Genomic DNA, 26086 nt, shown 5'->3' on the forward strand with positions numbered 1-26086 from the left:
CCGTTTTCAGGTACCCGCCATGGTGCAGATTTCCGAACGTCTCCTGGTCCAGGCCCATCTGGCCGCCAAGCAGCCCAAGGCGCTCGGTCCGGACGAGATCGCGGCCTACAAGACCGCCATCGCCCGCGAGCTCAAGGCGCAGAACGCGGTGCTCCTGGCCCACTACTACACCGATCCGCTGATCCAGGCCCTGGCCGAGGAGACCGGCGGTTGCGTCGCCGATTCCCTGGAGATGGCCCGCTTCGGCAATCGCCATCCGGCGTCCACTGTGGTGGTGGCCGGGGTCAAGTTCATGGGCGAGACGGCCAAGATCCTCAACCCGGAAAAGCGGGTGCTGATGCCGACCCTGGAAGCCACCTGCTCCCTGGACCTGGGCTGCCCGGTGGACGAATTCTCCGCCTTCTGCGACCAGCACCCCGAGCGCACCGTGGTCGTCTATGCCAACACCTCCGCCGCCGTGAAGGCGCGCGCGGACTGGGTAGTGACGTCCGGCTGCGCGCTGGATATCGTCGAGCACTTGATGGACAACGACGAGACCATCCTCTGGGCGCCCGATCGTCACCTGGGTCGCTACATCCAGCGCGAGACCGGTGCCGACATGCTGTTGTGGGAAGGCTCCTGCATCGTCCACGAGGAGTTCAAGGCCAGCCAGCTGGAAGACCTCAAGCGGCTCTACCCGGAGGCCGCCATTCTGGTGCATCCGGAATCGCCCGAGGCGGTGATCGAACTGGCTGACCATGTCGGTTCCACCAGCCAGATGATCAAGGCCGCCCAGACGCTGCCCAATCGCCAGTTCATCGTCGCCACCGATCGCGGCATCTTCTACAAGATGCAGCAGGCCTGTCCGGACAAGACCTTCATCGAGGCGCCCACCGCCGGCAACGGCGCCGCCTGCCGCAGCTGTGCCCACTGCCCTTGGATGGCGATGAATACCTTGGAGCGCACCCTCAACTGCCTGCTCGACGGCTCCGGCGAGGTGCTGGTCGATCCAGCCCTCATCCCCCGGGCGGTCAAGCCGCTCAAGCGCATGCTCGACTTCACCCAGGCGCTGCAGCTAAGGATCAAGGGCAACGCCTAATAGGCGCTGCCTGGGACGCTAGCGCAGGATCTCTTCGCTCAGCTTGCGCTGGGCGATCATCTCCTGCTGGCGGGCGTCGATTCGCGCGGCCAGCTGATAGTTACTGGCCGCACGCTGTTTGGCGAAGCCCAGCTGCTGGATGGCCTGGTTGTAGTCGCCGGTCAGGGCGAAGTACTCGGCTCGCGCCTGGTGCACCCCGACCAGATCACCGGCCTGGCCGCGGACGTCCGCCGCCTGGTTCCACAGATCCGGATCGATCGGCCGCTGCTTGAGCAGCTTGTCGAGCAGTTGGCTGGCGGCCTTGGCCTGCTTGGTGCGGCCGAGCATGTCCACCTGGGCCAGACTCACGGCCAGATCGTCTGGATAGAGCTCCAGCAGCCGCTGCACCCGTTTCTGGGCGTCGGGTAGGCGATTGGCGGTGATGTCCAGATCGACCTGGGCGAGGTTGTAGCTGATGTCGTCCGGCGCCTTGCGCAGCAGCGGCGCCAGGGTGTCGCGCGCCTCGTTGAGCTGACCCTGCTTGGTCAGCCCCATGGCCAGGCCGTAGCGTACAGCATCGTTGTCCGGGTTTTCCTGCAGCTGGGCCCTATAGCGCTTCACCAGCAGGCCGGCGGTTTCCTCGAAATACATCTGAGCACGCACCTTCATCAGTTGGAAGCGCTTGCTGTCCTCCACGCCGCCCTTGGGAAAACGCTCGGCACGCGCCTGGGTATCGGCGATCCGGCTGTCGGTGACCGGGTGGGTCAGCAGGAATTCCGGCGGGGTGCGGTCGTAGCGATACTGGCGGGCGAGACGGCCGAACATTTCCGGCATCGCGCGCGGATCGTAGCCGGCGCGCTCCAGGTTGACGATGCCGACCCGGTCGGCCTCCTGCTCATTGAGCCGGGAAAAGCGCAACTGGCTCTGGATGGCCGCCGCCTGGGTCGAGGCAATGGCGGCGATTCCTGCATCGCCACCGCCCGCGGCCGCAGCTACGATGCCGGCGAGCAGCGCGGCCATCAGCGGCAACTGCATGCGCTGCTGGTTTTCCACCCCGCGGGCGAAGTGGCGCTGGATGAGGTGACCCAGCTCATGGGCCATGACCGCCGCGTACTCGGCTTCGGTCTCCGACTTCAGGAACAGCCCGCCATTGACCCCGATCACCCCGCCGGGCGCGGCGAAGGCGTTGATCTCCGGATCCTTGATCAGGATGAAGACCATGCGGTGGTCCTGCAGGTCGCTGGTCTCGGCCAGCTTGTAGACGGTCTGTTCGACGAATTGCTTGAGCTGCGGATCGTTGATGGCCGGGACCTGGCCGCGCAACATGCTCAGCCAGGCGCGGCCCATCTGAAACTCCTGCTCGGGCGAGACGATCGAAGAGCTGGCATCGCCCAGCGACGGCAGATCGTTCGCCCCCTGCGCCAGGAAGGGCGCGGCGAGCAGCGCCAGGGACAGCAGGGCAGGGCGCAGGACTTTCATGGCATGACTCGTGGCCGCAAAAGGGCTACTTTAGCGGCCCGCCGTCTAGGTGCCTAGCGACCCTGACACTGGCGTACCCCACAATGGAGAATCCCATGGCCGACCTGAGCCAACCCTACACCGGCGCGGTGACCGCCCAGCTGGACGCCACCGGCCTGAGCTGTCCCATGCCGTTGCTCAAAGCCAAGCTGGAACTCAACCGTCTGGCAACCGGCGAGGTCCTCGCCGTTACGGCCACCGATGCCGGCTCGCAACGCGACTTCCGCACCTTCGCCAAGCTGTCGGGACACGCTCTGGTGGGTGAAGAGGTGGCAGGGGAGACCTTCCGCTACTGGCTGCGCAAGGCCTGATCAGGCTCCGTTCAGCGCCTGGGCGGCGGCCAGCACCTCGGCGACGTGCCCGGGCACCTTCACGCCGCGCCAGATCTGGCGCACCACACCTTCCCGGTCGATGAGGAAGGTGCTGCGATCCACGCCGATGTAATCCTTGCCATAGAGCTTCTTTTGCCGCATCACGTCGAACAGCTGGCAGAGGGTCTCGTCCTTGTCGCTGATCAGCTCGAAGGGAAAGCCCTGCTTGGTGCGGAAATTTTCGTGGGTGCGCAGGCTGTCACGGCTGACGCCCAGGATCAGGGTGTCGGCCGCCTGGAACTGCTCGTGCAGATCACGAAAGCCCTGGCCCTGGGTGGTGCAGCCGGGGGTGTTGTCCTTGGGATAGAAGTACAGCACCGCCTGGCGACCGCGCAGGCTGGCGGGCGAGACCTCGAGGCCGCTGGTGGCCTGGGCCTGGAAATCCGGAAGCGGTTGGTCGAGGGTCACGCTCATGGGCAGCTCCTTGCGGGTCCTGTCAGTTGCTCTGCGGGCGCCAGGGCTCGATCAGGGCATCGAGATTGAGGGCGTCGGCGAAATCCAGGAACTGGTCGCGCAGCCAACTGATCTGGGTGCCAGCCGGCAGGGTCACGGTGATGGTGGCGTTGAGCATGGTGCCGCCGGTCTGGGGCGCCTGGTAGGAATCGCAGACCAGGTTCTCCACCTCGATCTTGTGGTCAGCGAAGAACTGGCAGAGTTCGTTGAGGATGTCCGGACGATAGGCGGCGCTGACATAGACGACGTACGGCAGGGCCTGGGGGCGATTCTCCAGGGCGGCGCTGCGGGTGACGCCGACGGTGAAGCCGTGACGCTTGCCAAGGCCGGCGAGGCCCCCTTCGAGGCGCGCCAGACCGTCCCAGTTGCCCGAGACCTGCAGGATCAACGCGCTGTATTCCCCGTGGCGGCTCAGCCGGCTGCTGACCACCGCGCACCGGTTGTCCATGCAGCTGCGGTAGAGCACGTTGGTCAGTTCCATGGGATTGGCGCCCAGCGCACTGATGACGAGAAATTGTTCGCGAATCGGGGGGGTAGCGGACATTAGGGTTCCTGGCAGGGGAGATACAGACTGGCAAAGGCGAAAGGGTAGCGAAAAGCGCTCGCGGGGGGAATGCCCGTTGGGGGCACGTTGCTTGTGCTGGCGCAGAGGCGTCAGTACCATTACCGCTCTCTTTTTCCGGCAGGAGCGGTTGCATGATTGCGGGGAGCATGGTGGCGCTGGTCACCCCTATGGACGCCCAGGGGCGTATCGACTGGGACAACCTGACCAAGCTGGTGGACTTCCATCTCGCCGAAGGCACCGACGCCATCGTCGCGGTGGGCACCTCGGGTGAATCCGCCACGGTCGACGTCGACGAGCACGTGGCCGTGATCCGTCATGTGGTCGAGCAGGTCAAGGGCCGCATCCCGGTCATCGCCGGCACCGGTGGCAATTCCACCCGTGAGGCCATCGACCTGACCCGCGCCGCCAAGGACGCGGGCGCCGATGCCTGTCTGCTGGTCGTGCCCTACTACAACAAGCCGACCCAGGAAGGCCTGTATCAGCACTTCCGCATGATCGCCGAAACCGTCGCCATCCCGCAGATCCTCTACAACGTGCCGGGCCGTACCGCCTGCGACATGCTGGCCGAGACCGTCGAGCGCCTGGCCAAGGTGCCGAACATCATCGGTATCAAGGAAGCCACCGGCGACCTGGCCCGCGCACGCGACATCCTCTCCCGTGTCAGCAAGGACTTCCTGGTCTACTCGGGCGATGACGCCACCGCTGCGGAGCTCATGCTGCTGGGCGGCAAGGGCAACATCTCGGTGACTGCCAACGTGGCGCCCAGGGCGATGAGCGAACTCTGCGCCGCCGCCATGCGGGGCGATGCCGACACCGCACGCGCGCTCAACGAAAAGCTGATGCCGCTGCACAAGAATCTGTTCATCGAATCGAATCCGATCCCGGTGAAGTGGGCCCTCCACGAAATGGGCATGATCGACGCCGGTATCCGCCTGCCGCTGACCTGGCTGAGCTCGCGCTGCCATGAAGTGGTACGTCAGGCCCTGCGTCAGGCGGGAGTGCTGGCGTGATCAGGAAACAGTCGATGAAACGTGTTCTGGGTTTGACCACCCTGGGGCTGGCCGTGGCCACCGCCAGTGGCTGCAGCTGGGTGTGGGGCGAGCACGGTTATTTCCGCGATCGCGGCAATGACTATCTCGAATCCCGCGAAACCGGCCCCATGCAGGTGCCGACCGATGTCCAGGCCAAACCTATGGATCCGCTGCTGCCGATCCCGGCCAACGTGGCCGACACCCAGAATCGCTCCTATGGCTTCGAAGTGCCGAAACCCCAGGCGCTGGCCGTCCAGGGCAGTGGCAACGAGCAGTTCAGCGTGCAGCGCAGCGGCAACGCCCGCTGGCTGGCCGCCCAGAAGGTCCCGGCCAACGTCTGGCCGGTGGCCCGTCAGTACCTGACCGACAATGGCTTCCGCATCGCCGAAGAGCGTCCGCAGACCGGTGAGATCATCACCGCCTGGCAGTCGCCGACCGAGCTGTCGACGCCCCTGGCCCGCAGCCTGAGCACCAATGGCCGCCTGCAGCCGGGCACCGAGCTGCGCACCCGCCTGCGCATCGAGCCGGGCGTGCAATCGGGCAGCAGCGAGATCTTCCTCCAGACCCAGACCCGCAGCCAGGGCAGCTCCAGCGAGCCGTCCTGGTCCAGCAGCCAGAACAGCTCGGCGCTCGATGACGCCCTGCTGAATCAGGTGCTGGCCGGCCTGGACCGCAGCGAGCAGGGCAGTGGCTCGGTCTCGCTGCTGGCTGCCGGTGGCTACGATACCCCCGAGCGCGTGACCTACGAGGTCGACGGCAGTGGCGTGCCCATGCTGGTGCTGGAAAGCGATCTGAATCGCGCCTGGTCCAGCGTGGGTCGCGCCATCGAAGGCGCCGACATCCGCGTCGACGACATGGATCGCAGCCTGGGTGTCTACTACGTGAACATCGCCGAAGGCGCGCAGAAACCCGAAGAGCGCAAGCCGGGCTTCTTCGGCCGCATGTTTGGCAAGGGCGAGACCAAGGAAGAGGAAGACGCCCGCGCACGGCGCTTCCAGGTGCGCCTCACCTCGGTAGGCAACACCGTCCAGGTCACCCTGGACAAGACCATCAACACCGCAGCACCCCAGGACATCGCCGAAGGCGTGCTGAAAAAGCTTCAGACGAGCATGCAGTATGCGCTTCGCAATCCTGGGCAGCGGCAGTCGGGGCAACTCGACCCTGGTGCACAGCCATAACAGCTATGTGCTGATCGACTGCGGCTTCTCCCTGCGGGAAGCCGAACGTCGTCTGGCCCGGCTGGGCGTGGTACCTGCCCAGCTGGACGCCGTCCTGGTCACCCACGAACACTCCGATCACGTGCAGGGCGTCGAGCTCCTAGCGCGCAAGCACGGAGTGCCGGTGTATTACAGCGCTGGTACCGGTCGCGGCTTGCGCAAGCCAGTAGCGGCCCAAGGCTTGCTGGTGGACGGCGAGCGGCTGGTGCTGGATGCCCTGGAGGTGACGGTGGTGCAGGTGTCCCACGACGCCCTGGAGCCGACCCAGTTCGTCTTCGACGACGGCCGCAAGCGCCTCGGCGTGCTCACCGATCTCGGCGAGGCCACTCCCGGCGTGCTGGCCCATTACCGCGGTCTGGATGCCCTGGTGATCGAAGCCAACCACGACAGCAATATGCTCGCCGCGGGACCCTATCCCTATCACCTCAAGGCGCGGGTTGGTGGGGTGCGTGGGCATCTCAACAACCGGCAATCGGCCGAGCTGGTGATGGAGCTGGCCTGTCCGGGCCTGCAGCATCTGGTGCTCGCCCACCTGAGCGAAAAGAACAACAACCCCTGGCTTGCCCGCGCCTGCTTTACCAACGTGCTCGGCTGCGACGCGGACTGGCTGCAGATCGCCGATCAGCAGCAGGGACTGGAGTGGCAGGCCATCGCCTGAGACGCTGACCCGGTTTTCTTTAGCGGCCGGGCGCTCCTGCACGGCCAAAATACCCACGATCCTATGTAAACTGCGCTTCCCGGCTGTACTCGTCCCGAACCGCTCGTCTCACCTGCGTTCGTCCACAGCCTGCAAGCCATTCGAACCGGAGTCCAAGATGGAAAAACGCGCAGAACTCTACCGTGGCAAGGCCAAGTCGGTATTCACCACCGACGATCCCGATCGCCTGGTCCTGTTGTTCCGCAACGATACCTCTGCCTTCGATGGCGAGCGCATCGAGCAACTCGAGCGCAAGGGCATGGTGAACAACAAGTTCAACGCCTTCGTCATGCAGAAGCTGGAAGCCGCCGGTATCCCCACCCAGTTCGAACAACTGCTGGGCGACAACGAGTGCCTGGTCAAGAAGCTAGAGATGATTCCGGTGGAGTGCGTGGTACGCAACTTCGCTGCTGGCAGCCTGGTGCGCCGTCTGGGCGTGGAAGAGGGCCTGGAGCTGACGCCGCCGACCTTCGAACTCTTCCTGAAGAACGATGCGCTGCACGACCCCATGGTCAACGAAAGCCATGTCCAGGCCTTCGGCTGGGCCACCCTCGACCAACTGGCCGAGATGAAGGCGCTGACCTTCCGCATCAACGACATCCTCAAGCAGCTGTTCGACGACGCCGGCCTGCTGCTGGTGGACTTCAAGCTCGAATTCGGCCTGTTCCACGGCAAGGTCGTGCTGGGCGACGAATTCAGCCCGGACGGCAGCCGTCTCTGGGACAAGGAAACCCGCAAGAAGATGGACAAGGATCGCTTCCGCCAGGGTCTGGGCGGCGTGATCGAGGCCTACGAAGAGGTCGCCCAGCGCCTGGGCGTCCCACTCTAAACGCAAGCCGCTGATACCAGAGCTTTTTTTGCAATTGCTTGTTCGCTTTTGCCCCCATGGCTGGTATCATGCGCCGCGTTGGAGAGATGCCGGAGTGGTCGAACGGGACGGATTCGAAATCCGTTGAGTCAGCAATGGCTCCTAGGGTTCAAATCCCTATCTCTCCGCCATATCCAGAAGCCCCGAGCGTGCCAGGCACCTCGGGGTTTTTTATTGCCTGACGTTTGGCTAGCTAGCCTTGCCCCTGACCTGGTTCGCAAGGCAGCAGCTTGGCTCCGCCGCTGCACCAACCAGGCGTTGGCCGGAGAATTCCTGCAGGCGCTGGTAACGGTCCAGCCAGAAGCCCAGTTCCAAGACCAGGGTCTTGCGCTCCAGCGGAGAGAGCGCGGCTGGCCCCTGGCGGATGACCTTCTCGGCATGGTCGATGGCGGCCCGTTGCTCAGGCGTACGGGCAGGGCAGTTTCTGATGGCGTAATGAAGCGCTTCGTTGAAGTCGCTATCCAGACCAGACATAAAAAGTCCTTGAGTCGATAAGGGATTCTTCGAGTAGCTTTGCCTTTATCACTATCGAAAGGACGAGCGCTCTGGAGCGCCTCTTCAACTGCTCGTCGGCAACGCGGTCTGGCGTCGGCAGCATGACGTCAGGACCTGCCAAGTCCTTGTTAACGCGAGCCTTTGAATCGGTCCAGGCGCCGATGTTGGCTGAATACTAGTCCGCTGCAGAGAACTTGAGCAGGCCACATCGAGTTGCCTGATAGGCGGTACGAAAAGCTGTACCTGTCTTGTATCCGGCTCTGGAGTGGGGTTTTGCCGTGATCTGGAACAGCTGATCCGGCAAGTGCCGCCGCTTGCATCTTGTATGGAAATTGGACGAAGCCGCGACTTTTTCGGCAGCCAAGCGCAATGGCGTCGACGAAACTGCGCGCCGTCGAGCGGTAGTGCCCGGCGCCTGGGAATGGCTGGACGCCTCAGGCAAATGGAGCGATGCTGAAAACGTACGCTACAGCGCGTGCGATCCCAAGGGGCGAGCGGCAAACGGCAGACCTTGGAAGGTGACTTCGGCGCATAACAATAAAAGAGGAGTCGAGCGATGTTCTACAAGGTCAGCGTGTATTCACGGCCTGAAGATCGTGGGCTGCTGGTATGGCGGTGGAAGAAGCAGTTTCTCGGTGAATGGGTGGAGTCGCGTCAGGAATTCGAGGACTGCGACCATTGCGTCCACCATGCCCTGCAGGATGCCAAGGGGCAGAGCGTTCACCTCGAGACTGATCGCTGCACTCTCTATCGTTACCGCTTCGCAAGCATGCTGCATCAATATGGCAGCTGCTATTGCCTGAGTGGCGGTCGCTCGGCCGAAGCGGTCCTGGATCTCATCGCCCAGATCGAAGAGCGCCACAACGTCATCGTCCTGCGCGACGGCCAGCCATTCTTCGCCCACTATCGAGCGGACCTGCAGGCCGAAGGCACGCTGGCGCCGGAGCTCTGGCAGGGCATTGAATGGCGGGGTCTGGAGGGGCGTTTCGAGTACGTGCGCAACCGCCACTCGCCCTGGTTGCGGTAGCGACCGTCGGTCAGCGGCGACTCAGAAGGGCAGCAATTCCTGCCGCATCACGCTGATGTCGGTCGGCGCCTGGATGCCTACCTGCACGCGGTCGCCCTGCACCTTGAGAATGCGGATGTTGATGCCGCCATTGAACAGCAGGTCCAGCACCTGTTCTTCATCGGCCCCTGGCTTCAGGGAAAGATTGATGATTTCGTCGGTGCGACGGGTCAAGACCAGATAAGACATGAGCATCCCTGCCATGATTTCAGGGCGGCGATGATAACCAGTTCCGCCTCCGGTGAGAATCAGTAGGCAGATTGTTGGGTTCCGCCGGCTATCTGGCGCGCTGTACGGAGCGACACCGACGCCCCAGTTGCCAGCGCCGTCCAACGAACCCCAGAGCGCCTGCGAGGATCACCAGCAGGTTGATGGCATTGGTCGGACCGCTGCCGTGATAACCCGCGAGCAAGGCGACCAGGGTGGTCAGCGCCCAGACGGAAATGGCGGCGGCGACGGCAGCAGCCATTTCGTTGAAGTCGGAGTGCCCCGCCGGTTTCGGGCAGGGGTGCGGATCGCTTTCGTAGTCTTCTGGCATGGGAAGCTCCGGCTGCTGTTCTTGTTGGAGAGTATCGCCGTGAGTCTTATCGACTGCTGATAAACAGTCTGGATGGGATCGATAGCGCGATCAGCGATTTTTTCCGCCGAACGGACGAGAGGTAGCGGCTAGAGCCCCGGGTGGTCGGCGCAAGCGACCCAGGCGCCGTTTCGTCTCCGGACAGCTCGTCTGACGGCAGACAACTGCCGCGGACAGGCCCGGTCACTGCAGTGTTCGACGTGACTAGCCTGGAGACCACCATGAGCGACGACAAGATCACTCTCACGACCCGCCAGGGTCATCCGGTACGGGACAATCAGAGCCTGCGCAGCGTGGGCGAGCGGGGCCCCGCCACGCTGGAAAACTACCAGTTCATCGAGAAGATCACCCATTTCGATCGGGAGCGGGTGCCCGAGCGGGTGGTGCATGCCCGGGGTACCGCTGCCCACGGCTGGTTCGAGGCCTATGGCACCATCGGCGACGAGCCTGCCAGCCGCTACACCTGCGCCAAGGTGCTGACCAAAACCGGGGTGAAGACGCCGGTCTTCCTGAGATTCTCCACTGTCATCGGGGCCAAGGAGTCGCCCGAGACTGCGCGCGATCCGCGGGGCTTCGCGATCAAGTTCTATACCGAGGACGGCAACTGGGATCTGGTGGGCAACAACCTGAAGGTGTTCTTCATTCGCGACGCCATCAAGTTTCCCGACATGATCCATGCCTTCAAGCCCGATCCCATCACCAATCGCCAGGAGCCCTGGCGCTTCTACGACTTCGTCCAGCATCACCCGGAAGCCCTGCACATGGTGACCTGGGTGAAGAGCCCCTGGGGCATCCCGGCGGACTATCGGCACATGCAGGGTTCCAGCGTGAACACCTACAAGCTGGTCAATGACCAGGGCGTGGCGGTGCTGTGCAAGTTTTCCTTCGAGCCCAAGCAGGGCATCCGGAATCTCACCAGCGAGCAGGCGGCCGAGATCCAGAAGTACGACGTGGGCCATGCCAGTCGCGATCTCTACGACGCCATCGAGCGGGGTGACTATCCCGAGTGGGAGATGTGCGTGCAGATCATGACGGACGAGGCGCACGACGAACTGCCTTTCGATCCTCTTGACGACACCAAGCGCTGGCCGGAGGACCAGTTTCCCCTGCTGCCGGTGGGCCGGCTGGTGCTGGATCGCAATCCCTCGAATGTCTTCGCCGAAACCGAGCAGGCCGCCTTCGGCACGGGGGTGCTGGTGGAGGGCATCGACTTTTCCGACGACAAGATGCTGCAGGGGCGGACCCTGTCCTATTCCGATACCCAGCGCTATCGGGTCGGCGCCAACTATCTGCAGTTGCCGATCAACGCGCCCAAATGCCCCTACGCCACCAATCAGCGCGATGGCCAGATGGCGCTGCAGGTGGATCGCAGCGGGAGCAATCCCCACGTCAATTACGAGCCCAGCTCCCAGGGTGGCCTGAGCGAGGCGCCGCGGCCGCAGCACGAGTATCGTCAGTGGATCGAAGGGCATCTGGGGCGCTATCAATCCCGCAAGACGGCTGCCGACTACCAGCAGACCGGTGCGCGCTATCGCAGCTTCGAAGACTGGGAAAGGGACGATCTCATCGCCAACCTGGTCGCCGACATGCAGGCCTGTCCCGAAGATATCCAGTTGCGCATGGTCTGGCACTTCTGGCATTGCGATCCGGACTATGGCACCCGGGTGGCCCAGGGCGCCGGCATCGACCTGGAAAGGGCCAAGGCGCTACCGAATCTGCCGGGCCATCCAGCGCCCAACGAGGACGTGGCTGAACCTACCTACCAGGGTGGCGAACGGGAAAGCCGTTGAGGGGGGACGCCATCGCCTGCGGCTGAAGCCGAGGCGACCCGGCGGACAGGCGCCGCCGGGGTCCGACCCGCTCAATTCAGCGTTCTATCGCGTTCGAACCGCGCCCAGCAACGGTCGAAGTCGGCCTGCCAATCCGGCAGGGCGTTCGGCAGGACCGCTTCGACCTTGCTGCAGTCAAGACACGAATAGAGCGGTCGCGTCGCCGGCGTGGGGTAGTGTGCGGTCGTGGTGGGATAGAGGCGGGCGCGCAGTTCGCCGCGTCGCTCCAGGCGCGCGGCGATGGCGGCGGCGAAGCCGTACCAGGAGGTCTGGCCTGCATTGGTCAGGTGATAGAGACCGCCGACATCGCCGTGCTCCAGCAGGCGTTCGACCAGCTGGCGGGTGGCCGTGGCGATCGTGGGCGCCCAGGTGGGGGCGCCGAGCTGATCCTCGACCACATGGAGTTCGTCGCGCTCGGCCAGCAGCTGGCGCATGGTGTTGAAGAAGCATTGGCCGTCATGGGAGTAGACCCAGGAGGTGCGCAGCACCAGGGCGCGGCCCCCGGCCGCCAGTACCGCCTGTTCGCCTGCCAGCTTGGAACGGCCATAGACGCTCAGGGGCGCCGGCGCGCAAGCCTCGGTATAGGGCTGATGCCCGCGGCCATCGAAAACGTAGTCGGATGAATAGTGCACGAAGGGGATATCCCGCTCACGCGCCAACTCGGCCAGGATTTGCGGCGCCCGGGCGTTGATCGCCTCGGCACGCTCGATTTCCGCTTCAGCCTGATCCACGGCGGTATAGGCGGCGGCGTTGAGGATGAGGTCGGGCTCCAGCTGGTCGAAGGCCGCGCGCAGTTGCTCGGTCCGGGCCAGATCGAGATCCGCCTGACCCAGCACGGTCAATTGATGGGTGCTACCGAACTCGCGCTGCAAGGCGCGCGAAACTTGGCCGGAACGGCCAGTGATCACAATATTCATGAAAGCATGCCTGAACGTCTTCAGCGGAAGACGTACGTCCTGTCGGTCGATTCCTGAAAAGCCCTGGGCTTTTCCCACACGAGTCAACGTCTGCCGCGCGAGGCAACAAAACGAGGATTCCGGTCATCTTTCCTGGGAAAGATGGCAGCCGCTGGCTATGGCGGAGTGGGCATCGACAGGATGGACAGGGTGGTCATGCTGGGACTCGAACAAGGGTACGCGGCTAGGACTGCCGTCTGTCGGCAGAGTTCAGCGGGGTACCAGGGACAGTGGCAGCAGCTTGCCAAGCTGGAGTCCTGACGTCGAGGCAGTCAACAGCGCGGTATGGAGAACCTGTTCAAGTTCGCGAATGTTTCCCGGCCAGGGATAGGCGATCAATGCAGCCTGGTCCTGGGTCGTCAGCTCTGGCGCCCTGCGGTCGAGACGGTCCGCGTGCTGCTGGAGGAAATACCGGGCCAGCGGTAGCAGGTCGGCCGGGCGCTCACGGAGCGGCGGGACGGCCACCAGACCTGGCGCAAGCAGCGCCCAGAGGCGAGCAGAGAAGTTACCCGCCTGAACCGCCTGTGCCAGGTCGACGCTGGAACCGGCGATCAGGCGGACATCCACGGCTGTGCGTAAGCTACTGCCCAGGCGCAGGATGCTGCCGTCCAGCAGGACCTCCACCAGCTCTTCCTGCAACGCGCCAGGCAGGTCGGCGATTTCGTCGAGATAGAGGCTGCCCTCGTGAGCGGTGCCGAACCAGCCCAGGCGGCTGCCAGAGGTGCCGGCATAGGCCCGGGGGACATAGCCAAACAATTCGGCAGCGCCATGTCGGCGACTGAGCGAGGCGCAATTCAGGCTGCTGAACAGGCCGCTTCGGCCGCTGCGTTCGTGCAGCCGACGCGCCAGTAGCTCGCGCCCGGTTCCCCATTCGCCTGACAGTACGACAGGGCTTGGCAAGGGTGCCCACTCGTCCAGTTGTTCGAGCAGCTGTCGGGAGCGGGGATCGGCGAAGGCCAGTGCCTTGGCGCGGATGGTCAGGGTACTTTGCTGATCCGCAGGGACGATCAGCAGATCGGACGAGAGCGTAGGCATGGTGAGGTCGTAGGCAGTCAAAGCATCATCCTACGTGGTAGTTGTTATGCCAAAAATAAGCTTTAGCTATGCCTTTAGCTCGTTTGGTTATCTATACGGATCGGGTATGAATTGATCGCAGCTCTGGGAGTCCGGGTAGTGACCTGAAGGTCTGCTGAAGACCGGCAATTGCCTCTTCCAACAAGGCTGCATTGCGTGACCGCTGCCACTATCGCTAGGGTGGAGCCGCGGGCCTATTCCTGTTGCCCCTGAAGAAGAGGAATCGAAGTCAGATGGCTTCCCTGCGTGCTCCCTGTCCACCTGGTGTCTGCACCTGCGAGCGTGACGCCATTCTGGCGGACCCTGCCGGTGATGCCCGAGCGCTGTTGCTCAATCGCCAGGAAGAGCAGCGGCTATTGGAACGACTGGAAAACATCGCCAGCGTAGCTGAGCTGGAGCGACTGCAGCAGCGCCTGCAGGAACAGCTTGGCATCCGCCTGGAGATCGGGCCGGGACCCGGAGAGGTACGCAGCGCCCGTGGCATGCTGATCGAATTGCAGCCGCGACCGGGACTGTGCCGCAAGCTCCATCAGTCGATACCGGCGGCGGTGCGCCGTGGTCTTAACCAGCGTCCGGAAGTCCTCTTCGCGCTGCTCAATGCCAACGATCTGCTGCGCGACGCCTGAGCGCGCTCAGGCAGGGGCCTTGAAGCGAATCCAGGTGGGGGCGTGGTCGCTGGTCTTTTCCAGGCCGCGTACCCAGCGATGCACGCCCGCTTCCTGCAAGGAATCCTGCAGTGCCGGACTCAGCAACAGATGATCGATGCGCAGGCCGGCGTTGCGCTGCCAGCGTTGGCGAAAATAGTCCCAGTAGGTGTAGATCGCCTCGTCCGGATGGCAGGCCCGGAGGGCATCCAGCCAGCCTTGACGCAATAGGCGTTCGAAACAGGCACGGCTCTCGGGTTGCAGCAGGGCGTCCTTGCGCCAGGACTTCGGATCGTAGATGTCATGGTCGGTCGGCACCACGTTGTAGTCCCCGGCCAGCACTACCGGATGACCACTCTCCAACAGACTCTGAGCGTGGTCGATGAAGCGCTCGAACCAGGCCAGTTTGTAGTCGAATTTAGGACCAGGCCAGGGGTTGCCGTTGGGCAGATAGAGGCTGGCGACGACCACGCCCTTGACCGCCGCTTCCAGATAGCGGCGTTGCGGATCGTCGGCCAGTCCCGGCAGGCCCCGCCGAATCTCCAGGGGCTGGTCGCCCCGCGCCAGGATAGCGACCCCATTCCAGGACGGCTGTCCATCCCACAGCGCACCGTAGCCCGCCGCTTCCAGCTCCGCCTGGGGAAAGTCGGCGGACTTGGCCTTCAGTTCCTGCAGGCAGACGATGTCGGGCTGCTCCCGCTCCAGCCACTGCAGGAGAATGGGCAATCGAGCGCGAATGCCATTGACGTTATAGGTGGCAAGGGTGAGGGCGGTCATGGGTCGCTCCTGAGTCGGTTATAGCCATGACCCAAGCTTGATGTAGCCAGTTCCTCTTGCACCATTATGTGATCAACTTCGCATTAATTTGTGGCTTACTTTTTTTTGGCACCTTAGGGAACTTTTTGGCGGTTGTTCCAATATGGCGGAAGTAAATTTGACGGCGGGCGGGAGTGTGGTGTTGGGAAAACGGAGGTGAATGGATTCACTCGTCTGAGTCGATGAGCGGAAATTTTAAAAAATCCAATAAAAACAAAGGCTTTTATTATTCTTCCGTGATGTCTAAATAGTGGCCATCATAATTGCTGATGAAGTTGGCATGTGGCTTGTATAAGTAAACCTGCCTGGAGGCAACGTCGTGCCAAATTTCCTGCGCGCGACTCTTCTCTCACTTCATATCGGCCAGCGTTCAGGGAGCGCGCTGTCGATTTAGCGCAGTTGGTGATGATGAATCCATCCTTCCTGAAGTTTTCCCGCAGGGCAGCCCGGGTGCTTCCCTTCGTTGCCGTCCTGACCCTGGCTGCCGCTGCCAAGGCCGAGCAGGTCAATCTGGTGGGCCTCAATCTGTCCGGTGCCGGTTTCGCCGGACAGGTACTACCGGGTGTCAACGGTACCCACTACATCTTTCCCGTCGAAGCCTACTTCAAGCAGTGGAGCGGCAAGGGCATCAAGCTGATTCGCTTCCCGATCATCTGGGAGCGCCTGCAACCCGTGCTGGGCGGTCCGTTGGACCCGACCTATGCGGCGCTGGTGGACCAGACCTTCGCCAATGCGCAGAAGTACGGCATGCGCATCATCCTCGATCTGCACAACTACACCTTCTATCGCGGATCGGTGATCGGCAGCGCGGCGGTTCCCTACGACCGCTATCAGGAGATCATGACCCGGATCGCGCAGCGCTGGAGCAGCCAATCCTCGCTCTATGCCTACGACATCATGAACGAGCCCCACGACTCCATGGCCCAGTGGCCGATCGCCGCCCAGTACGGCATCAACGGGGTCCGTGCGGTCGACAAGACCAAGCCCATCATGATCGAAGGCAACGGCTGGTCGGAGGCGACCCGCTGGCCGCTGTGGAACGACTCCCTGCTGGCGCTCAAGGATCCTTCCGACAACCTGATCTTCCAGGCGCACTCCTATTTCGACGAGAGCGCCGGTGGCAACTACACCGGGATCGATGTCGGCAAGCTGAGCCAGGATTACGGCGTGGAGCGTGTTCGGCCGTTCGTCGAGTGGCTGAAGAAGAACAGGAAGAAGGGCATGATCGGTGAGTTCGGCGTGCCGGATAACGATCCCCGTTGGCTGCCGTTGATGGACCGGATGCTGGCCTATCTCAAGCAGAACTGCATTCCCGCCACCTACTGGGCCGCCGGCCCGGGCTGGGGCAACTATTTCCTGTCGGTGGAGCCGATCAATGGCGTCGACCGGCCGCAGTGGCCGACCCTGCGTAAGTACATCGATGACAGCAGCTGCACCGCCATCGGTCCCTTCGCCAGCAGTACTGGCAGCACCCCGGCCAGCGGCACCGGGGCCACGGGTGGCGGCACTGGTGCCACCGGCGGCAGCGGTGGTTCCAGCAGCGGCAATACCGGTTCGAGCAGCGGTGGCAGCTCGGGCGCGGCTCCCGCCGCGGGCGGCGGCAATACCGGAGGCTCCACCACGACCGGGGTGACCACCGCGATCAATGATTTCACTAACGAAGACTGGCTGCATGGCGTCTATCGTAAGGCCGCCGGCTTCTCCATTCCGGCCTCGGCCGCCAACGTGGGCGCCTTCAAGGTAGGCGCGCAGATCACGCCGGCCGATGGCAAGAGCTACAAGGTGACCTATGCCCAGGTCGTCGGCAGCAACATGAGCGTCTTCATCGAGAGCCCGCAGCTCGATGGCAATGCCTATGGCTATCCCAAGACCTTGAAGACCGGTACCACCACCTCTGGCACGCCGGCGACGGTGCCGGGTGCCACGACCGGTTCGACCGGTGGTACGGGAAGTGCGGGCAGCACCGGTAGCACCAGTTCGGGCGGCAACTCGGGCAGCACGACTCCGGTCGTGACGGCGCCGGTGGTCGAGGTGAAGCCCGCGACCGGCACCGGCAGCTCCGGCGCGACCACGCCGGGGACCGGTTCCGCGGCGACGCCGACGGGATCGACCGGCACACCCGCCAACAGCGCCAAGCTCAATCTGGTGGGGCTGAACTTCTCGGGTGCCGCCTTCGCGCCCCAGAGCCTGCCGGGGGTGCTCAACGTCAACTACATCATGCCGGGCGAGGCGCATTTCCAGCAGTGGAGCGCCAAGGGCGTACGGTTGATCCGCTTCCCGGTGATCTGGGAACGTCTGCAGACGCGCTTCTTCGGGAGCCTTGAAGGGGCGTACACCCAGCAGGTCACCCAGGTGCTGGAGCTGGCCAAGAAGTACAACATGAAGGTGATCCTGGCGCTGGACAACGGCGGCCGCTACAAGGGCACCCTGATCGGCACCGGTACCGTCACCAACTTCAACTATTGGGATCTGATGTACCGTCTGGCCTACCAGTGGGGCAACCATGCCGCGCTCTATGGCTATGACATCATGGGTAAGCCCAATGGCGCCGACAGCAGCTGGCCGGTGACGGCGCAGTCCGGCATCGACGGCGTGCGCACCATGGACCGCACCCACCCGGTGATCGTCCAGGGCAATGCCTGGGGTAGCGCGGCCAACTGGCCGAGCGCGAGCAATGCCTTGCTCAATCTGAAGGATCCGGCCAACAACATCATTTACGCGGCGAACGTCTACCTCGATGAGGACGGCAGTGGCAGCTACGCCGCGCAGAACATGAACAACTTCGATCCGCAGGTGGGGGTCAATCGCGTCAAGCCCTTCGTCGAATGGCTCAAGCGCAATGGCAAGCGCGGCATGATCGCCGAGTTCGGCGTACCGGCTGGCGACAGCCGCTGGCTGACGGCTACCGACAATCTGCTGGCCTACCTGCAGCAGAACTGCATGCCGCTGACGTACTGGGCGGCGGGTCCGGGCTGGGGAACTGCCGCGCTGGCGGTGGAGCCGGTCAATGGCGTGGAGCGGCCGCAGTGGCCGACCCTGAAGAAGTACGTCGATGCCAGCAACAGTTGCACGGCGGTAGGACCGCGCTAGCTTTCGCTGAGCCTATCCTGAAGGCGACGAACCTCTTGAGGTTCGTCGCCTTTTTTCTTGACCGACTGGTAAGGAAAAACGCGCCTTTCACGCAGCACGGAAGCGCATCAGCGAGACGAAACGGCTCTGTAGCGGTGGTTTAAGGGACGACGAACGGCTCTAGCTCGATTTGTCAGGGCACGGTTAGAGTCCGCTTGACACCACAAGCACAAGGAGTAGGTGCCATGACGCAAACCACCCAGCAGCGGCTGCAGACTCTCGAAGAGCAAATTCGCAGTCATCGACAGGATCTCGCCCGGAGCCGGCAGAGCTTTCAGGAGCAATTCGTCATCTACACCCGAGAGTTTGCCCGGCTGAGCGTGCTCGAAGCCCAACTCGAGCTGGTACGCCGGAATACCAAGGCGTCGAACTGAAGTCGGTCAGGCATCAATCGTCCCGCGTCAGGACTTCCAGCAACTCGATTTCGAACCTCAGGTTGGAGTGCGGCTTGATCAGAGCACCGACCTGGCGTTCGCCATAGGCGAGCGCCGCCGGTACCTCCAGGCGCCGCTTGCCGCCCACCCGCATGCCCATCAGCCCCTGGTCCCAGCCCTTGATCACCCGGCCGGTGCCGATCACGCACTGGAAGGGCCGCCCTTTGGCACGGGACGAATCGAACAGGGTGCCGTCGTCTAGCCAGCCCTCGTAGTGGGTGGTGATCAAGGCGCCCTTGACCACCGCCTTGCCGTCACCCACTACCAGATCCTCGATCCGCACTTCGTCACTCATCGCTGCGCTCCCGGCAAAAGCCGGATTCTAGCCTGAGCGTGCTCTTATGGCTGACTCACTCCGGAACCTCGCCGAACAGGCCCGCCTGATAGTCGCGGATTGCCTGGCGGATCTCCTCGGCGCTGTTCATGACGAAGGGGCCGTGGGCGACGATGGGTTCGGCAAAGGGTGCCGCATGCCCATAGAGCAGTACCGCACCGTCGCGACTGGCGACTTCGACCTGGTCGCCGTCGTCGGCGAACTGGAACAGCTGCCACGGCGCTTCTTCCTGGCCGCCGATCTGCAGGTTGCCACGGACGCCGTAGCAGAACACGGTGGCGCCGGACGGGGCGGGCAGGGTGGCGCAGCCCCCTGGCGCGATCTCGACGGTCATCAGGGTGATGGGGTTTGGCGTCGCCACCGCGCCCCGGATGCCCTGATGGCTACCTGATGCCAGGCGGAGGCGTACCCGGCCGTCATCCGCCTCGATCAGCGGCAGGTCCGCAGCCGGGACGCCGTGGTAGGCCGGCGGCGTGAACTTGAGGCGAGCGGGGAGATTGATCCACAGCTGCAGGATCTCCAGGTCGCCACCGTCGCGCTTGAAGGCGGCAGGCGACAGCTCGGCATGGACCAGGCCGCTGCCAGCGGTCATCCACTGGATGCCACCGGCTTCGATCACGCTCTCGTGGCCGCCGCTGTCGCGGTGGGCGAGCGAACCGGCCAGGATGAAGGTCACCGTCTCGAATCCGCGATGGGGGTGGGGCCCGAAGGGCAGGCCGGCGTTGTGCGGCGGATACACCTGGGGACCATGGTGATTGAGGAAGAGAAAGGGATCCAGGTGGGGCAGGCCGGGACCCGGCAGCGGGCGCCGGGTCTGGAGATCGCCGATATCGTCGCGCCGGGCGGGGTGACGGTGCAGCAGGGTTCGGGCGGTCATGCGGGGCCTCGCGGGGCAAAACCCCAGTGTAAGGGGCGCCTCGGCACGCGGGTACCCCAGCTGGGCGGACCGGCTCAGATGGAGAAGCGCATCTCGCGTTCAGGCCGGGCCACGAGTGGACGGCGATGATTGACTACCAGTTCGCCGATACGGATCAGGTGGGCACGGGTGACGTTGCGACTCAGCCCCAGCAGGCGCGCGGTATGGACCTGGTTGCGATGGCAGAAGCGATAGGCCGCGCGCACCAGGGCAGCCTCGACGCGCTCGTGCAGGGCCTCCGGTTGCTCTTCGAACAACTGGGCGAAGGCCTCGGTCAGCAGGCTGTCCACCGGCGCCGTTTCGACCGGCCGAGGTGCTGGCGGAACGAGGCTGGGCCGCTGGACGAACGACAGGTCAGTGGCTTCCAGCTGGCCCTGGGGTTTGAGCAGCAGGGCGTGCTGCAGGGTGTTTTCCAGCTCGCGGATATTGCCCGGCCAGGGGTGTTCCAGCAGGCGTCGCTCCGCCGCCGGCGTCAGGGAGACCGGCGCCTGGGCATAGGCGTGGAGGAAGTGCCGGGCCAGCGGCAAGATATCGCCCTGGCGCTGGCGCAAGGGCAGCAGCGGCAGGCTGACCACATTGAGGCGATACCAGAGGTCCTCGCGAAAGCTTCCTTCGGCCACCGCTCGCTCCAGCGGGACGTTGGTCGCGGCGATGATGCGCACGTTCAGGGCCACGCTGCGCCGAGAACCCAGTCGCACCACCTCGCGCTCCTGCAATACGCGCAGCAGCTTGACCTGCACCGACAGCGGCAGATCGCCGATCTCGTCGAGAAACAGGGTGCCGCCGTTGGCTTCCTCGAACCAGCCGGCGCGGGCAGCCAGGGCGCCGGTGAAGGCGCCTTTTTCGTGACCGAACAACTCCGCCTCGACCAGGCTCTCGGCGAAGGCGCCGCAGTTGACGGCGACGAAGGGGCCGGCATGGCGGTGGCTCAGAGCATGGATATGCCGGGCGATCAGCTCCTTGCCGGTACCGGTCTCGCCGATTACCAGCACACTGGCATCGCTCGGCGCGATCTTTTCCAGATGGGCGAGCAGCTCTCGTGATTTCGGGTCGGCGAAGACCTGGGCGGTCGCCCGGTAGCGGGGCACCTCGGGCGTGCGGGTCAGGGTCAGCAGGGTCATCGCGGGTTCCTCAGGAGTAGAAGCTGGGGGTGGGCAGGACATCGTTGAGGGCCCAGTCGCCCAGTTCGTGCAGCTTGTAGTCGAGCGGATCGTGCAGGGTCTGGGTGCGCAGGTTGCGCCAGTAGCGATCCAGCCGCAGGGCGCCGGCGGTGGCTCGGGCGCCGCCGACTTCGAACAGCCGACTGGCGAGATCGAGACCGTGGCGACTGGCGGCGACCTTGGCGGTGGCGATGGCGACGGCCAGTTCGCCGCGGACTTCGGCGGTAAGGGCCGGTCCCTGTTGCCAGGCCTGGGCGAAGGCGCCATTGGCCCGCTCCACCAGCAGGCGGCTGCTTTCCAAGGCCACCCAGAACTCGCCGTAGTGACGCAGGATGTAGGGGTCTTGGTTGGCACTTGCCGCCGGGGACTTGAACCAGGGGCGCGCCTGGGTGGTGGTGTAGCGGCGCGCCTCGGCGAAGGCACCTTCGGCCAGGCCGAGAAAGATGTTGGCGAAGATCAGCTGGGCCAGCAGCGGCCGCAGGCAGGCGAAGGGCGTGCTCAGGGGGCCGGGGTCGAGCAGCCATTCCCGCTGTTCGACACGCACGGCGTCGAAGCGGGCGCTGCCGCTGTCGGTCTGGCGCTGGCCGTTGTTGTCCCAGTCGTCGAACAACTGGATGCCGGCACGGCCGGTGGGGACCACGGCGATCAGCAGGCGCCCGCTGTCGTCGTTTTCCAGGGCCGAAAGCAGCAGCAGATCGGAGTCCAGGGCGCCGCTGCAAAAGCTCTTCTGGCCATCCACCTGCCAGGCGTCGCCGCTGCGGCGTGCGAGGGTACGGCGATCCAGGGGATTGAGGGCGTTACCCCAGAACAGGGCGTCGCGGGCGGTGCTTTCCAGCCAGGGACGCCATTGCGCGGGCTGGCCGAACAGCTGGGCAGTGGCCAGCAGCAGATGATGGAAGCCGAAGACATGGGCCAGGGAGCTGTCGACCCGGGCCAGTCGCCGCACCGCTTCCAGTGTCCGATCCCAGGGGGCGCCGAGCCCGCCCAGTTCCTGGGGAATGCTCAGGGCCAGGAGACCGCTCTGGCGCAGGGCGTCACGCTCGGTCTTGGGCGTGCCGCCCTGACGATCGCGCTCCGCCGCGGTGGCGGCGAAGCGTTCCAGCAGGGGAAGAAGGGGGGCCAGCAGGGGATCGGACATGGGGGACTCTTGCAGTGGAGAGAGCAGACAGGCGTTAGAACGTAATGCCGACCAAACCCTTAGCCGAAATATTTTTTTGTTATTAGTTAATGGCCTGCCGCCATCCATCTTTCATTCCGGACGTCTCGTCATCGTCCGCATGTTGGCATTAAAGGCCTGACTGATTCCGGTCGATACAGCGGTAACCTAAACTCCCAACCAGGGGCGTGTCATGTTCAACAAAGGCCTAAAACAAGAACTGCAGCGCCTCCGCGAGCAGGTAGATTCCTTCAAGCGGCTCAAGGCCGAGCTGGACGTGGAGATGCTGGGCCTGGAACTGGATGGCCGCGGGTGCATCTCCGCGGTGAACGCCAACTTCGAAAAGGATATGGGCGTGCGCGCCGCGGATCTGCTGGGGCGACCCCTGGCGGAACTGATCCCGGCGCACGTCCGCAATCAGGAATACAGCCGCCGACTGCAGCAGAGTCTGAGTCGCGGTGAGCCCTACAGCGGTGCCCTGCATCTCCTGCGTGGCGACGGCCAGGAAGCCTGGTTAAGAGGCATCCTGCATCCCTTCCATGATAGCCAGGGCCAGGTGACGCGCTTTCGGTTGTTCTGCAATAACCTGACTCGAACCATCGAAACCTCCCGCGAGCACGAAAGCCTGCTCAAGGCCCTGCGTCGCTCCACGGCGGTCATCGAGTTCAACCTCGACGGCGAGGTGCTCGATGCCAATGACCGATTCCTGCAGGCCATGGGTTATTCCCTGGCGCAGATCAAGGGCAAGCACCACCGGCTGTTCTGCGAGCCAGCCGAGGCCAACTCCGACGCCTATGGGCAGTTCTGGGCGCGCCTGCGTCGCGGCGAATTCGTCGTGGATCGCTTCAAACGGCTGGATGCCCACGGTCGCGACGTCTGGCTGGAAGCCTCCTACAACCCGGTGATCGATGCCCATGATCGCCTGTACAAGGTGGTCAAGTTCGCCACCGTGATCACCGATCAGGTTCACCAGGAGCAAGCGGTGTCCGAAGCCGCCAGCGTGGCCTTCGAGACTTCCCGGCATACCGATGACACCGCCCGCAAAGGCGCGGCAGTGGCGCAGCAGACGGTGGACGTCATGCGTGCCCTGGCTACCCAGATGCAGGAGGCGGTGAAGGGCATCGAGGCGCTGGACAATCAGTCCCAGGTGATCGGCACCATTATCAAGACCATCAGCGGCATCGCCGAGCAGACCAACCTGCTGGCACTCAACGCGGCCATCGAAGCGGCCCGGGCCGGCGAGCAGGGCCGCGGCTTCGCCGTGGTGGCCGACGAGGTCCGGCAACTGGCCTCGCGCACCAGCAAGGCGACCGAGGAGATCGTCGGGGTGGTGCAACAGAACCAGCAACTGGCCGGCGAAGCGGTGACGGTGATCGAGAATGGCCGGCGCCAGGCCGAGCAGGGCCTGGAACTGGCCGGGCAGGCCGGGCAGGTGATCGTGGAGATCCAGGACGGCGCCCAGCGGGTGGTCGGGGCCGTGGGACGGTTCGCCCGCCAGCTGTCGAACTGATCTAGCGCGCTGAATGCACAACGGCAACCTTGGGGTTGCCGTTGTGCATTCAGGTGGTCACTCGACGTCAGCCCTGCTTGCTGCCGCCGCCGATCTGCCAGACGAAGGGCGGTTCGCTGCCCTCGATCTCCCAGGCGCCGACGATGCGCTCCTTGTAGATCAGTGGATTGTGCGAGGCGGCCGTGCGGGCGTTGCGCCAATGGCGATCGAGTCCCTTGCGGGTGCTGGTGGCCGAGGCGCCCAGGGCATTGAACAGATCGCTGGTGGCGCGCAGCACCAGTTCGGCGACCGCCGATTGCGCCTGGGCCGATTCCAGTTCCGCCGCCACGTTGGCGTCGTGCTCGGCGGCAGGGTCCCCGGCATAGCGGGCCTCGAAGGCGGCCTGGGCCGCAACGGCGGCTGCCAGGGTCGCCGCCTCGGCGGCATAGACGAAGGCCGAGGCTTTGCCGACCACCTGCTGTACCTGGGGGTCGGCACTGGCCGCGCTGGCATTGCCGTGGCTGTATACCCGTGCACGACCGCGCACTTCACCGGCGAATTCGCGCACGGCCGCCTGGCCGCTGCCGGTGATCACCGCCAGCAGCACCAACTGGTAGAAGGCGGTCTGGTACTTGAAGCGGGTAGCGAAGTCGATGAGGTTGTCGGGTTCCACGACGACATCTTCGAACACCGAGGTGCCGCTGGCCGTGGTGCGCTGGCCGAAGCCGTCCCAGTCGTCGGACTGACGCACGCCTGGTTGGTCGGTGCGAATGGCGGCGATGACGTCCCCGCCGGTGTCGTCACGCTGGGCGTAGACGTCGATCCAGTCGGCGAACAGGCTGCCGGTGCTGTAGTACTTGGTGCCGTTGAGACGCCACTCGCCGTCCTTACGGCTGACCCGGGTGATGACCTCGCCAAGCTTGACCGTGCCGATCTCGGTCCAGGCATTGCCCACCAGGTCACCGGCGACGAAGCGCTCGAACCAGATCTGCTGGGAGGCACTGGCGTGGGCGTTGAGGCGATCCTCGACAAAGGCGAAATGGCCGCGCAGGGCCTGGGGCAAATTGCTGTCGGCAGCCGCCAGCTCGATCAGCAGTTGGACCAGCTGCGGCAGGCTGGCGCCGGCGCCACCGAATGCCACGGGCACCCGCACGGCACCGAAGCCGGCCTCCTTGAGCCAGGCGATGGGGGCATAGGGCAGGTTGCGGTTGCGTTCGCGCTCCAGGGCACCCTCGGCGATGCGGGTAAAGATCGGGCGGAAGCGCGCAGCCAGTTGTTCGTAGTCCGGGCTTTCCGTGCGGGCAGGCGGCAGGTGGCGAATGGGCAGATTCATGGTGGTCCTCGGCGGATGTAGGGGCGACGCCAGAGGCTTTGCAAGAGCGTTGCCAGGGCGAAAAAGCCCGCGTTCTCGGGGTTTGCCGGGCCTGGCCTGCCTGGCCGGCAGCAGGAGTGCCCGGCCGCTGTTGCCCGGGCGACAGCGGGGCAGCCACGCTAGACTGGTCTTTTGCCTGGAGCCTCCATGGACCTCTTGTTTCTCGGCACCTCGGCCGGGGTGCCAACCCGGCGGCGCAATGTCTCGGCCCTTGCCCTGATCGAGGACCAGGGCAAGGGCTGGTTTCTCGTCGATTGTGGCGAGGCCACCCAGCACCAGCTGCTGCGCACGCCGCTGTCGGCGGCGGACCTGCGCGCCATCTGCATCACCCATGTGCACGGCGACCACTGCTATGGCCTGCCGGGGCTGCTGGCCAGCGCCGCCATGACCGGACGCAGCCAGCCGCTGGTGCTGATCGCGCCCCAGGCGGTACAGGACTGGCTGGCCGCTACCCAGGCCCTGACCGCGCTGCACCTGCCCTTCGAGTTGCAGTTCCATGCCCTGGAAGGTTTCACCGGGCTTGCCGTGGGCGCCTGGGATATCGACGCCTTCGCGCTTTCCCATCGGGTGCCCAGCCACGCCTTTCGCTTCCGCGAGACCCGCCGACCGCAACGGCTGGATCCGGCAGCCCTGGCGGCTGCCCAGGTACCGCGCGGCCCACTCTGGGGAAGATTGCATGGAGGCGAGGATGTGCCGCACGAGGGCCGGTTGCTGCGCAGCGCCGACTTCCTGCAGGCGGCCCATGGGGAGCGGCGGCTGGTGGTGGCGGGGGACAATGACGATCCTGCGCTGCTGGCGGAGGCCTGCCGGGGCGCTCAGGTGCTGGTCCATGAAGCCACCTACGCCCAGGCGCAGATCGACA

General features: G+C 64.5%; 26 protein-coding genes, 1 tRNA gene and 2 pseudogenes. 15 read left to right on the plus strand and 14 right to left on the minus strand.

Annotated features, from left to right (window positions below; all coding sequences use genetic code 11):
- Positions 1-19 precede the first annotated feature (19 nt).
- Complete coding sequence (nadA, locus tag C722_RS0109760) at positions 20-1078, plus strand: quinolinate synthase NadA (RefSeq protein WP_026083760.1); 1059 nt, start codon at positions 20-22, stop codon at positions 1076-1078.
- A gap of 18 nt (positions 1079-1096) precedes the next feature.
- Here nadA and C722_RS0109765 read toward each other — a convergent pair whose 3' ends face one another.
- Entirely contained in the window at positions 1097-2536 is a 1440-nt protein-coding gene (locus C722_RS0109765) for a M48 family metalloprotease (RefSeq protein WP_017640327.1), read from the minus strand.
- 95 nt (positions 2537-2631) lie between these two features.
- On the opposite strand from C722_RS0109765, the gene C722_RS0109770 reads away from it, so the two are divergent.
- Complete coding sequence (locus C722_RS0109770) at positions 2632-2886, plus strand: sulfurtransferase TusA family protein (RefSeq protein WP_017640328.1); 255 nt, start codon at positions 2632-2634, stop codon at positions 2884-2886.
- Here the strand turns inward: C722_RS0109770 and C722_RS0109775 are convergent, their stop codons facing one another.
- Together C722_RS0109775 and C722_RS0109780 are read right to left on the minus strand one after the other, a co-directional pair.
- Positions 2887-3360, minus strand: coding sequence for a peroxiredoxin (locus tag C722_RS0109775; protein WP_017640329.1), 474 nt, complete (start codon positions 3358-3360; stop codon positions 2887-2889). It abuts the gene before it with no gap.
- 22 nt (positions 3361-3382) lie between these two features.
- Positions 3383-3943, minus strand: coding sequence for a glycine cleavage system protein R (locus tag C722_RS0109780; protein ID WP_007162770.1), 561 nt, complete (start codon positions 3941-3943; stop codon positions 3383-3385).
- Between the two features lie 152 nt (positions 3944-4095).
- Here C722_RS0109780 and dapA point away from each other — a divergent pair, with 152 nt between their 5' ends.
- The 5 genes from dapA (at position 4096) to C722_RS0109805 (ending at position 7908) form a co-directional block, all read left to right on the plus strand.
- Positions 4096-4974, plus strand: coding sequence for a 4-hydroxy-tetrahydrodipicolinate synthase (gene dapA / locus C722_RS0109785; protein WP_017640330.1), 879 nt, complete (start codon positions 4096-4098; stop codon positions 4972-4974).
- Positions 4975-4988: 14 nt separating this feature from the next.
- Positions 4989-6173 (plus strand): outer membrane protein assembly factor BamC, encoded by a 1185-nt coding sequence (bamC, locus tag C722_RS0109790; RefSeq protein ID WP_017640331.1) that lies wholly within the window; start codon positions 4989-4991, stop codon positions 6171-6173.
- Complete coding sequence (locus C722_RS0109795; protein WP_017640332.1) at positions 6112-6870, plus strand: MBL fold metallo-hydrolase; 759 nt, start codon at positions 6112-6114, stop codon at positions 6868-6870. Before bamC ends, C722_RS0109795 begins: the two co-directional genes overlap by 62 nt.
- A 157-nt stretch (positions 6871-7027) precedes the next feature.
- A complete protein-coding gene (gene purC, locus C722_RS0109800; protein ID WP_007162774.1) occupies positions 7028-7738 on the plus strand; it encodes a phosphoribosylaminoimidazolesuccinocarboxamide synthase in 711 nt (236 codons plus the stop codon).
- Between the two features lie 80 nt (positions 7739-7818).
- Positions 7819-7908: transfer RNA gene (locus C722_RS0109805), tRNA-Ser, on the plus strand.
- 58 nt (positions 7909-7966) lie between these two features.
- Here C722_RS0109805 and C722_RS0109810 read toward each other — a convergent pair.
- Entirely contained in the window at positions 7967-8251 is a 285-nt protein-coding gene (locus tag C722_RS0109810) for a hypothetical protein (protein ID WP_017640333.1), read from the minus strand.
- A gap of 577 nt (positions 8252-8828) precedes the next feature.
- Here C722_RS0109810 and C722_RS0109815 point away from each other — a divergent pair.
- Positions 8829-9299 carry a hypothetical protein gene (locus tag C722_RS0109815; protein WP_017640334.1) on the plus strand — a complete coding sequence of 157 codons (471 nt, stop codon included), beginning with the start codon at positions 8829-8831 and terminating at the stop codon, positions 9297-9299.
- Between the two features lie 21 nt (positions 9300-9320).
- On the opposite strand, the gene C722_RS0109820 is transcribed toward C722_RS0109815, so the two are convergent.
- The gene (locus tag C722_RS0109820) at positions 9321-9527 is read right to left on the minus strand and encodes a carbon storage regulator (protein ID WP_017640335.1); all 207 of its coding nucleotides are present in this window, start codon (positions 9525-9527) and stop codon (positions 9321-9323) included.
- 88 nt (positions 9528-9615) lie between these two features.
- Entirely contained in the window at positions 9616-9876 is a 261-nt protein-coding gene (locus tag C722_RS0109825) for a hypothetical protein (RefSeq protein WP_017640336.1), read from the minus strand.
- A gap of 260 nt (positions 9877-10136) precedes the next feature.
- On the opposite strand from C722_RS0109825, the gene C722_RS0109830 reads away from it, so the two are divergent.
- Complete coding sequence (locus tag C722_RS0109830) at positions 10137-11705, plus strand: catalase (protein ID WP_017640337.1); 1569 nt, start codon at positions 10137-10139, stop codon at positions 11703-11705.
- A gap of 71 nt (positions 11706-11776) precedes the next feature.
- Here C722_RS0109830 and rfbD read toward each other — a convergent pair whose 3' ends face one another.
- Both rfbD and C722_RS24800 read right to left on the minus strand, forming a co-directional pair.
- A complete protein-coding gene (rfbD, locus tag C722_RS0109835; RefSeq protein ID WP_017640338.1) occupies positions 11777-12661 on the minus strand; it encodes a dTDP-4-dehydrorhamnose reductase in 885 nt (294 codons plus the stop codon).
- A gap of 249 nt (positions 12662-12910) precedes the next feature.
- Complete coding sequence (locus tag C722_RS24800) at positions 12911-13756, minus strand: sigma-54 dependent transcriptional regulator (protein WP_017640339.1); 846 nt, start codon at positions 13754-13756, stop codon at positions 12911-12913.
- Positions 13757-14007: 251 nt separating this feature from the next.
- Here C722_RS24800 and C722_RS0109845 point away from each other — a divergent pair, with 251 nt between their 5' ends.
- Positions 14008-14400: a hypothetical protein gene (locus C722_RS0109845; RefSeq protein WP_017640340.1), complete on the plus strand. Its 393-nt coding sequence runs from the start codon at positions 14008-14010 to the stop codon at positions 14398-14400.
- 6 nt (positions 14401-14406) lie between these two features.
- Here the strand turns inward: C722_RS0109845 and xth are convergent, their stop codons facing one another.
- Positions 14407-15195: an exodeoxyribonuclease III gene (gene xth / locus C722_RS0109850; protein WP_017640341.1), complete on the minus strand. Its 789-nt coding sequence runs from the start codon at positions 15193-15195 to the stop codon at positions 14407-14409.
- A gap of 444 nt (positions 15196-15639) precedes the next feature.
- Here xth and C722_RS24805 point away from each other — a divergent pair, with 444 nt between their 5' ends.
- Positions 15640-18324, plus strand: a complete 2685-nt coding sequence (locus tag C722_RS24805; RefSeq protein WP_037063577.1) for a glycoside hydrolase family 5 protein — start codon at positions 15640-15642, stop codon at positions 18322-18324.
- 224 nt (positions 18325-18548) lie between these two features.
- Positions 18549-18737, plus strand: a complete 189-nt coding sequence (locus C722_RS0109860) for a hypothetical protein (protein WP_017640342.1) — start codon at positions 18549-18551, stop codon at positions 18735-18737.
- A gap of 13 nt (positions 18738-18750) precedes the next feature.
- Here C722_RS0109860 and C722_RS0109865 read toward each other — a convergent pair whose 3' ends face one another.
- The 4 genes from C722_RS0109865 to C722_RS0109880 form a co-directional block, all read right to left on the minus strand.
- Complete coding sequence (locus C722_RS0109865) at positions 18751-19092, minus strand: FKBP-type peptidyl-prolyl cis-trans isomerase (RefSeq protein WP_017640343.1); 342 nt, start codon at positions 19090-19092, stop codon at positions 18751-18753.
- Positions 19093-19147: 55 nt separating this feature from the next.
- On the minus strand, positions 19148-20008 hold the full coding sequence (locus C722_RS0109870; protein WP_017640344.1) for a pirin family protein: 861 nt from the start codon (positions 20006-20008) through the stop codon (positions 19148-19150).
- Positions 20009-20082: 74 nt separating this feature from the next.
- Positions 20083-21168, minus strand: coding sequence for a sigma-54-dependent Fis family transcriptional regulator (locus C722_RS0109875; protein ID WP_017640345.1), 1086 nt, complete (start codon positions 21166-21168; stop codon positions 20083-20085).
- A gap of 10 nt (positions 21169-21178) precedes the next feature.
- The gene (locus C722_RS0109880) at positions 21179-22345 is read right to left on the minus strand and encodes an acyl-CoA dehydrogenase family protein (protein WP_017640346.1); all 1167 of its coding nucleotides are present in this window, start codon (positions 22343-22345) and stop codon (positions 21179-21181) included.
- A gap of 301 nt (positions 22346-22646) precedes the next feature.
- Here C722_RS0109880 and C722_RS27015 point away from each other — a divergent pair.
- Both C722_RS27015 and C722_RS27020 read left to right on the plus strand, forming a co-directional pair.
- Positions 22647-23333 (plus strand): annotated as a pseudogene (locus C722_RS27015) (PAS domain-containing protein); the annotation flags it as partial.
- Between the two features lie 150 nt (positions 23334-23483).
- Positions 23484-23873: pseudogene (locus C722_RS27020) on the plus strand (methyl-accepting chemotaxis protein); the annotation flags it as partial.
- Positions 23874-23940: 67 nt separating this feature from the next.
- Here C722_RS27020 and C722_RS0109890 read toward each other — a convergent pair.
- Entirely contained in the window at positions 23941-25185 is a 1245-nt protein-coding gene (locus C722_RS0109890; RefSeq protein ID WP_017640348.1) for an acyl-CoA dehydrogenase family protein, read from the minus strand.
- A gap of 186 nt (positions 25186-25371) precedes the next feature.
- Here C722_RS0109890 and C722_RS0109895 point away from each other — a divergent pair.
- Positions 25372-26086: MBL fold metallo-hydrolase (locus C722_RS0109895; RefSeq protein WP_017640349.1), on the plus strand; the 715-nt coding region annotated here is incomplete at its 3' end.

Source organism: Pseudomonas sp. 313 (assembly GCF_000316965.1).
GTDB classification, from domain to species: domain Bacteria; phylum Pseudomonadota; class Gammaproteobacteria; order Pseudomonadales; family Pseudomonadaceae; genus Chryseomonas; species Chryseomonas benzopyrenica.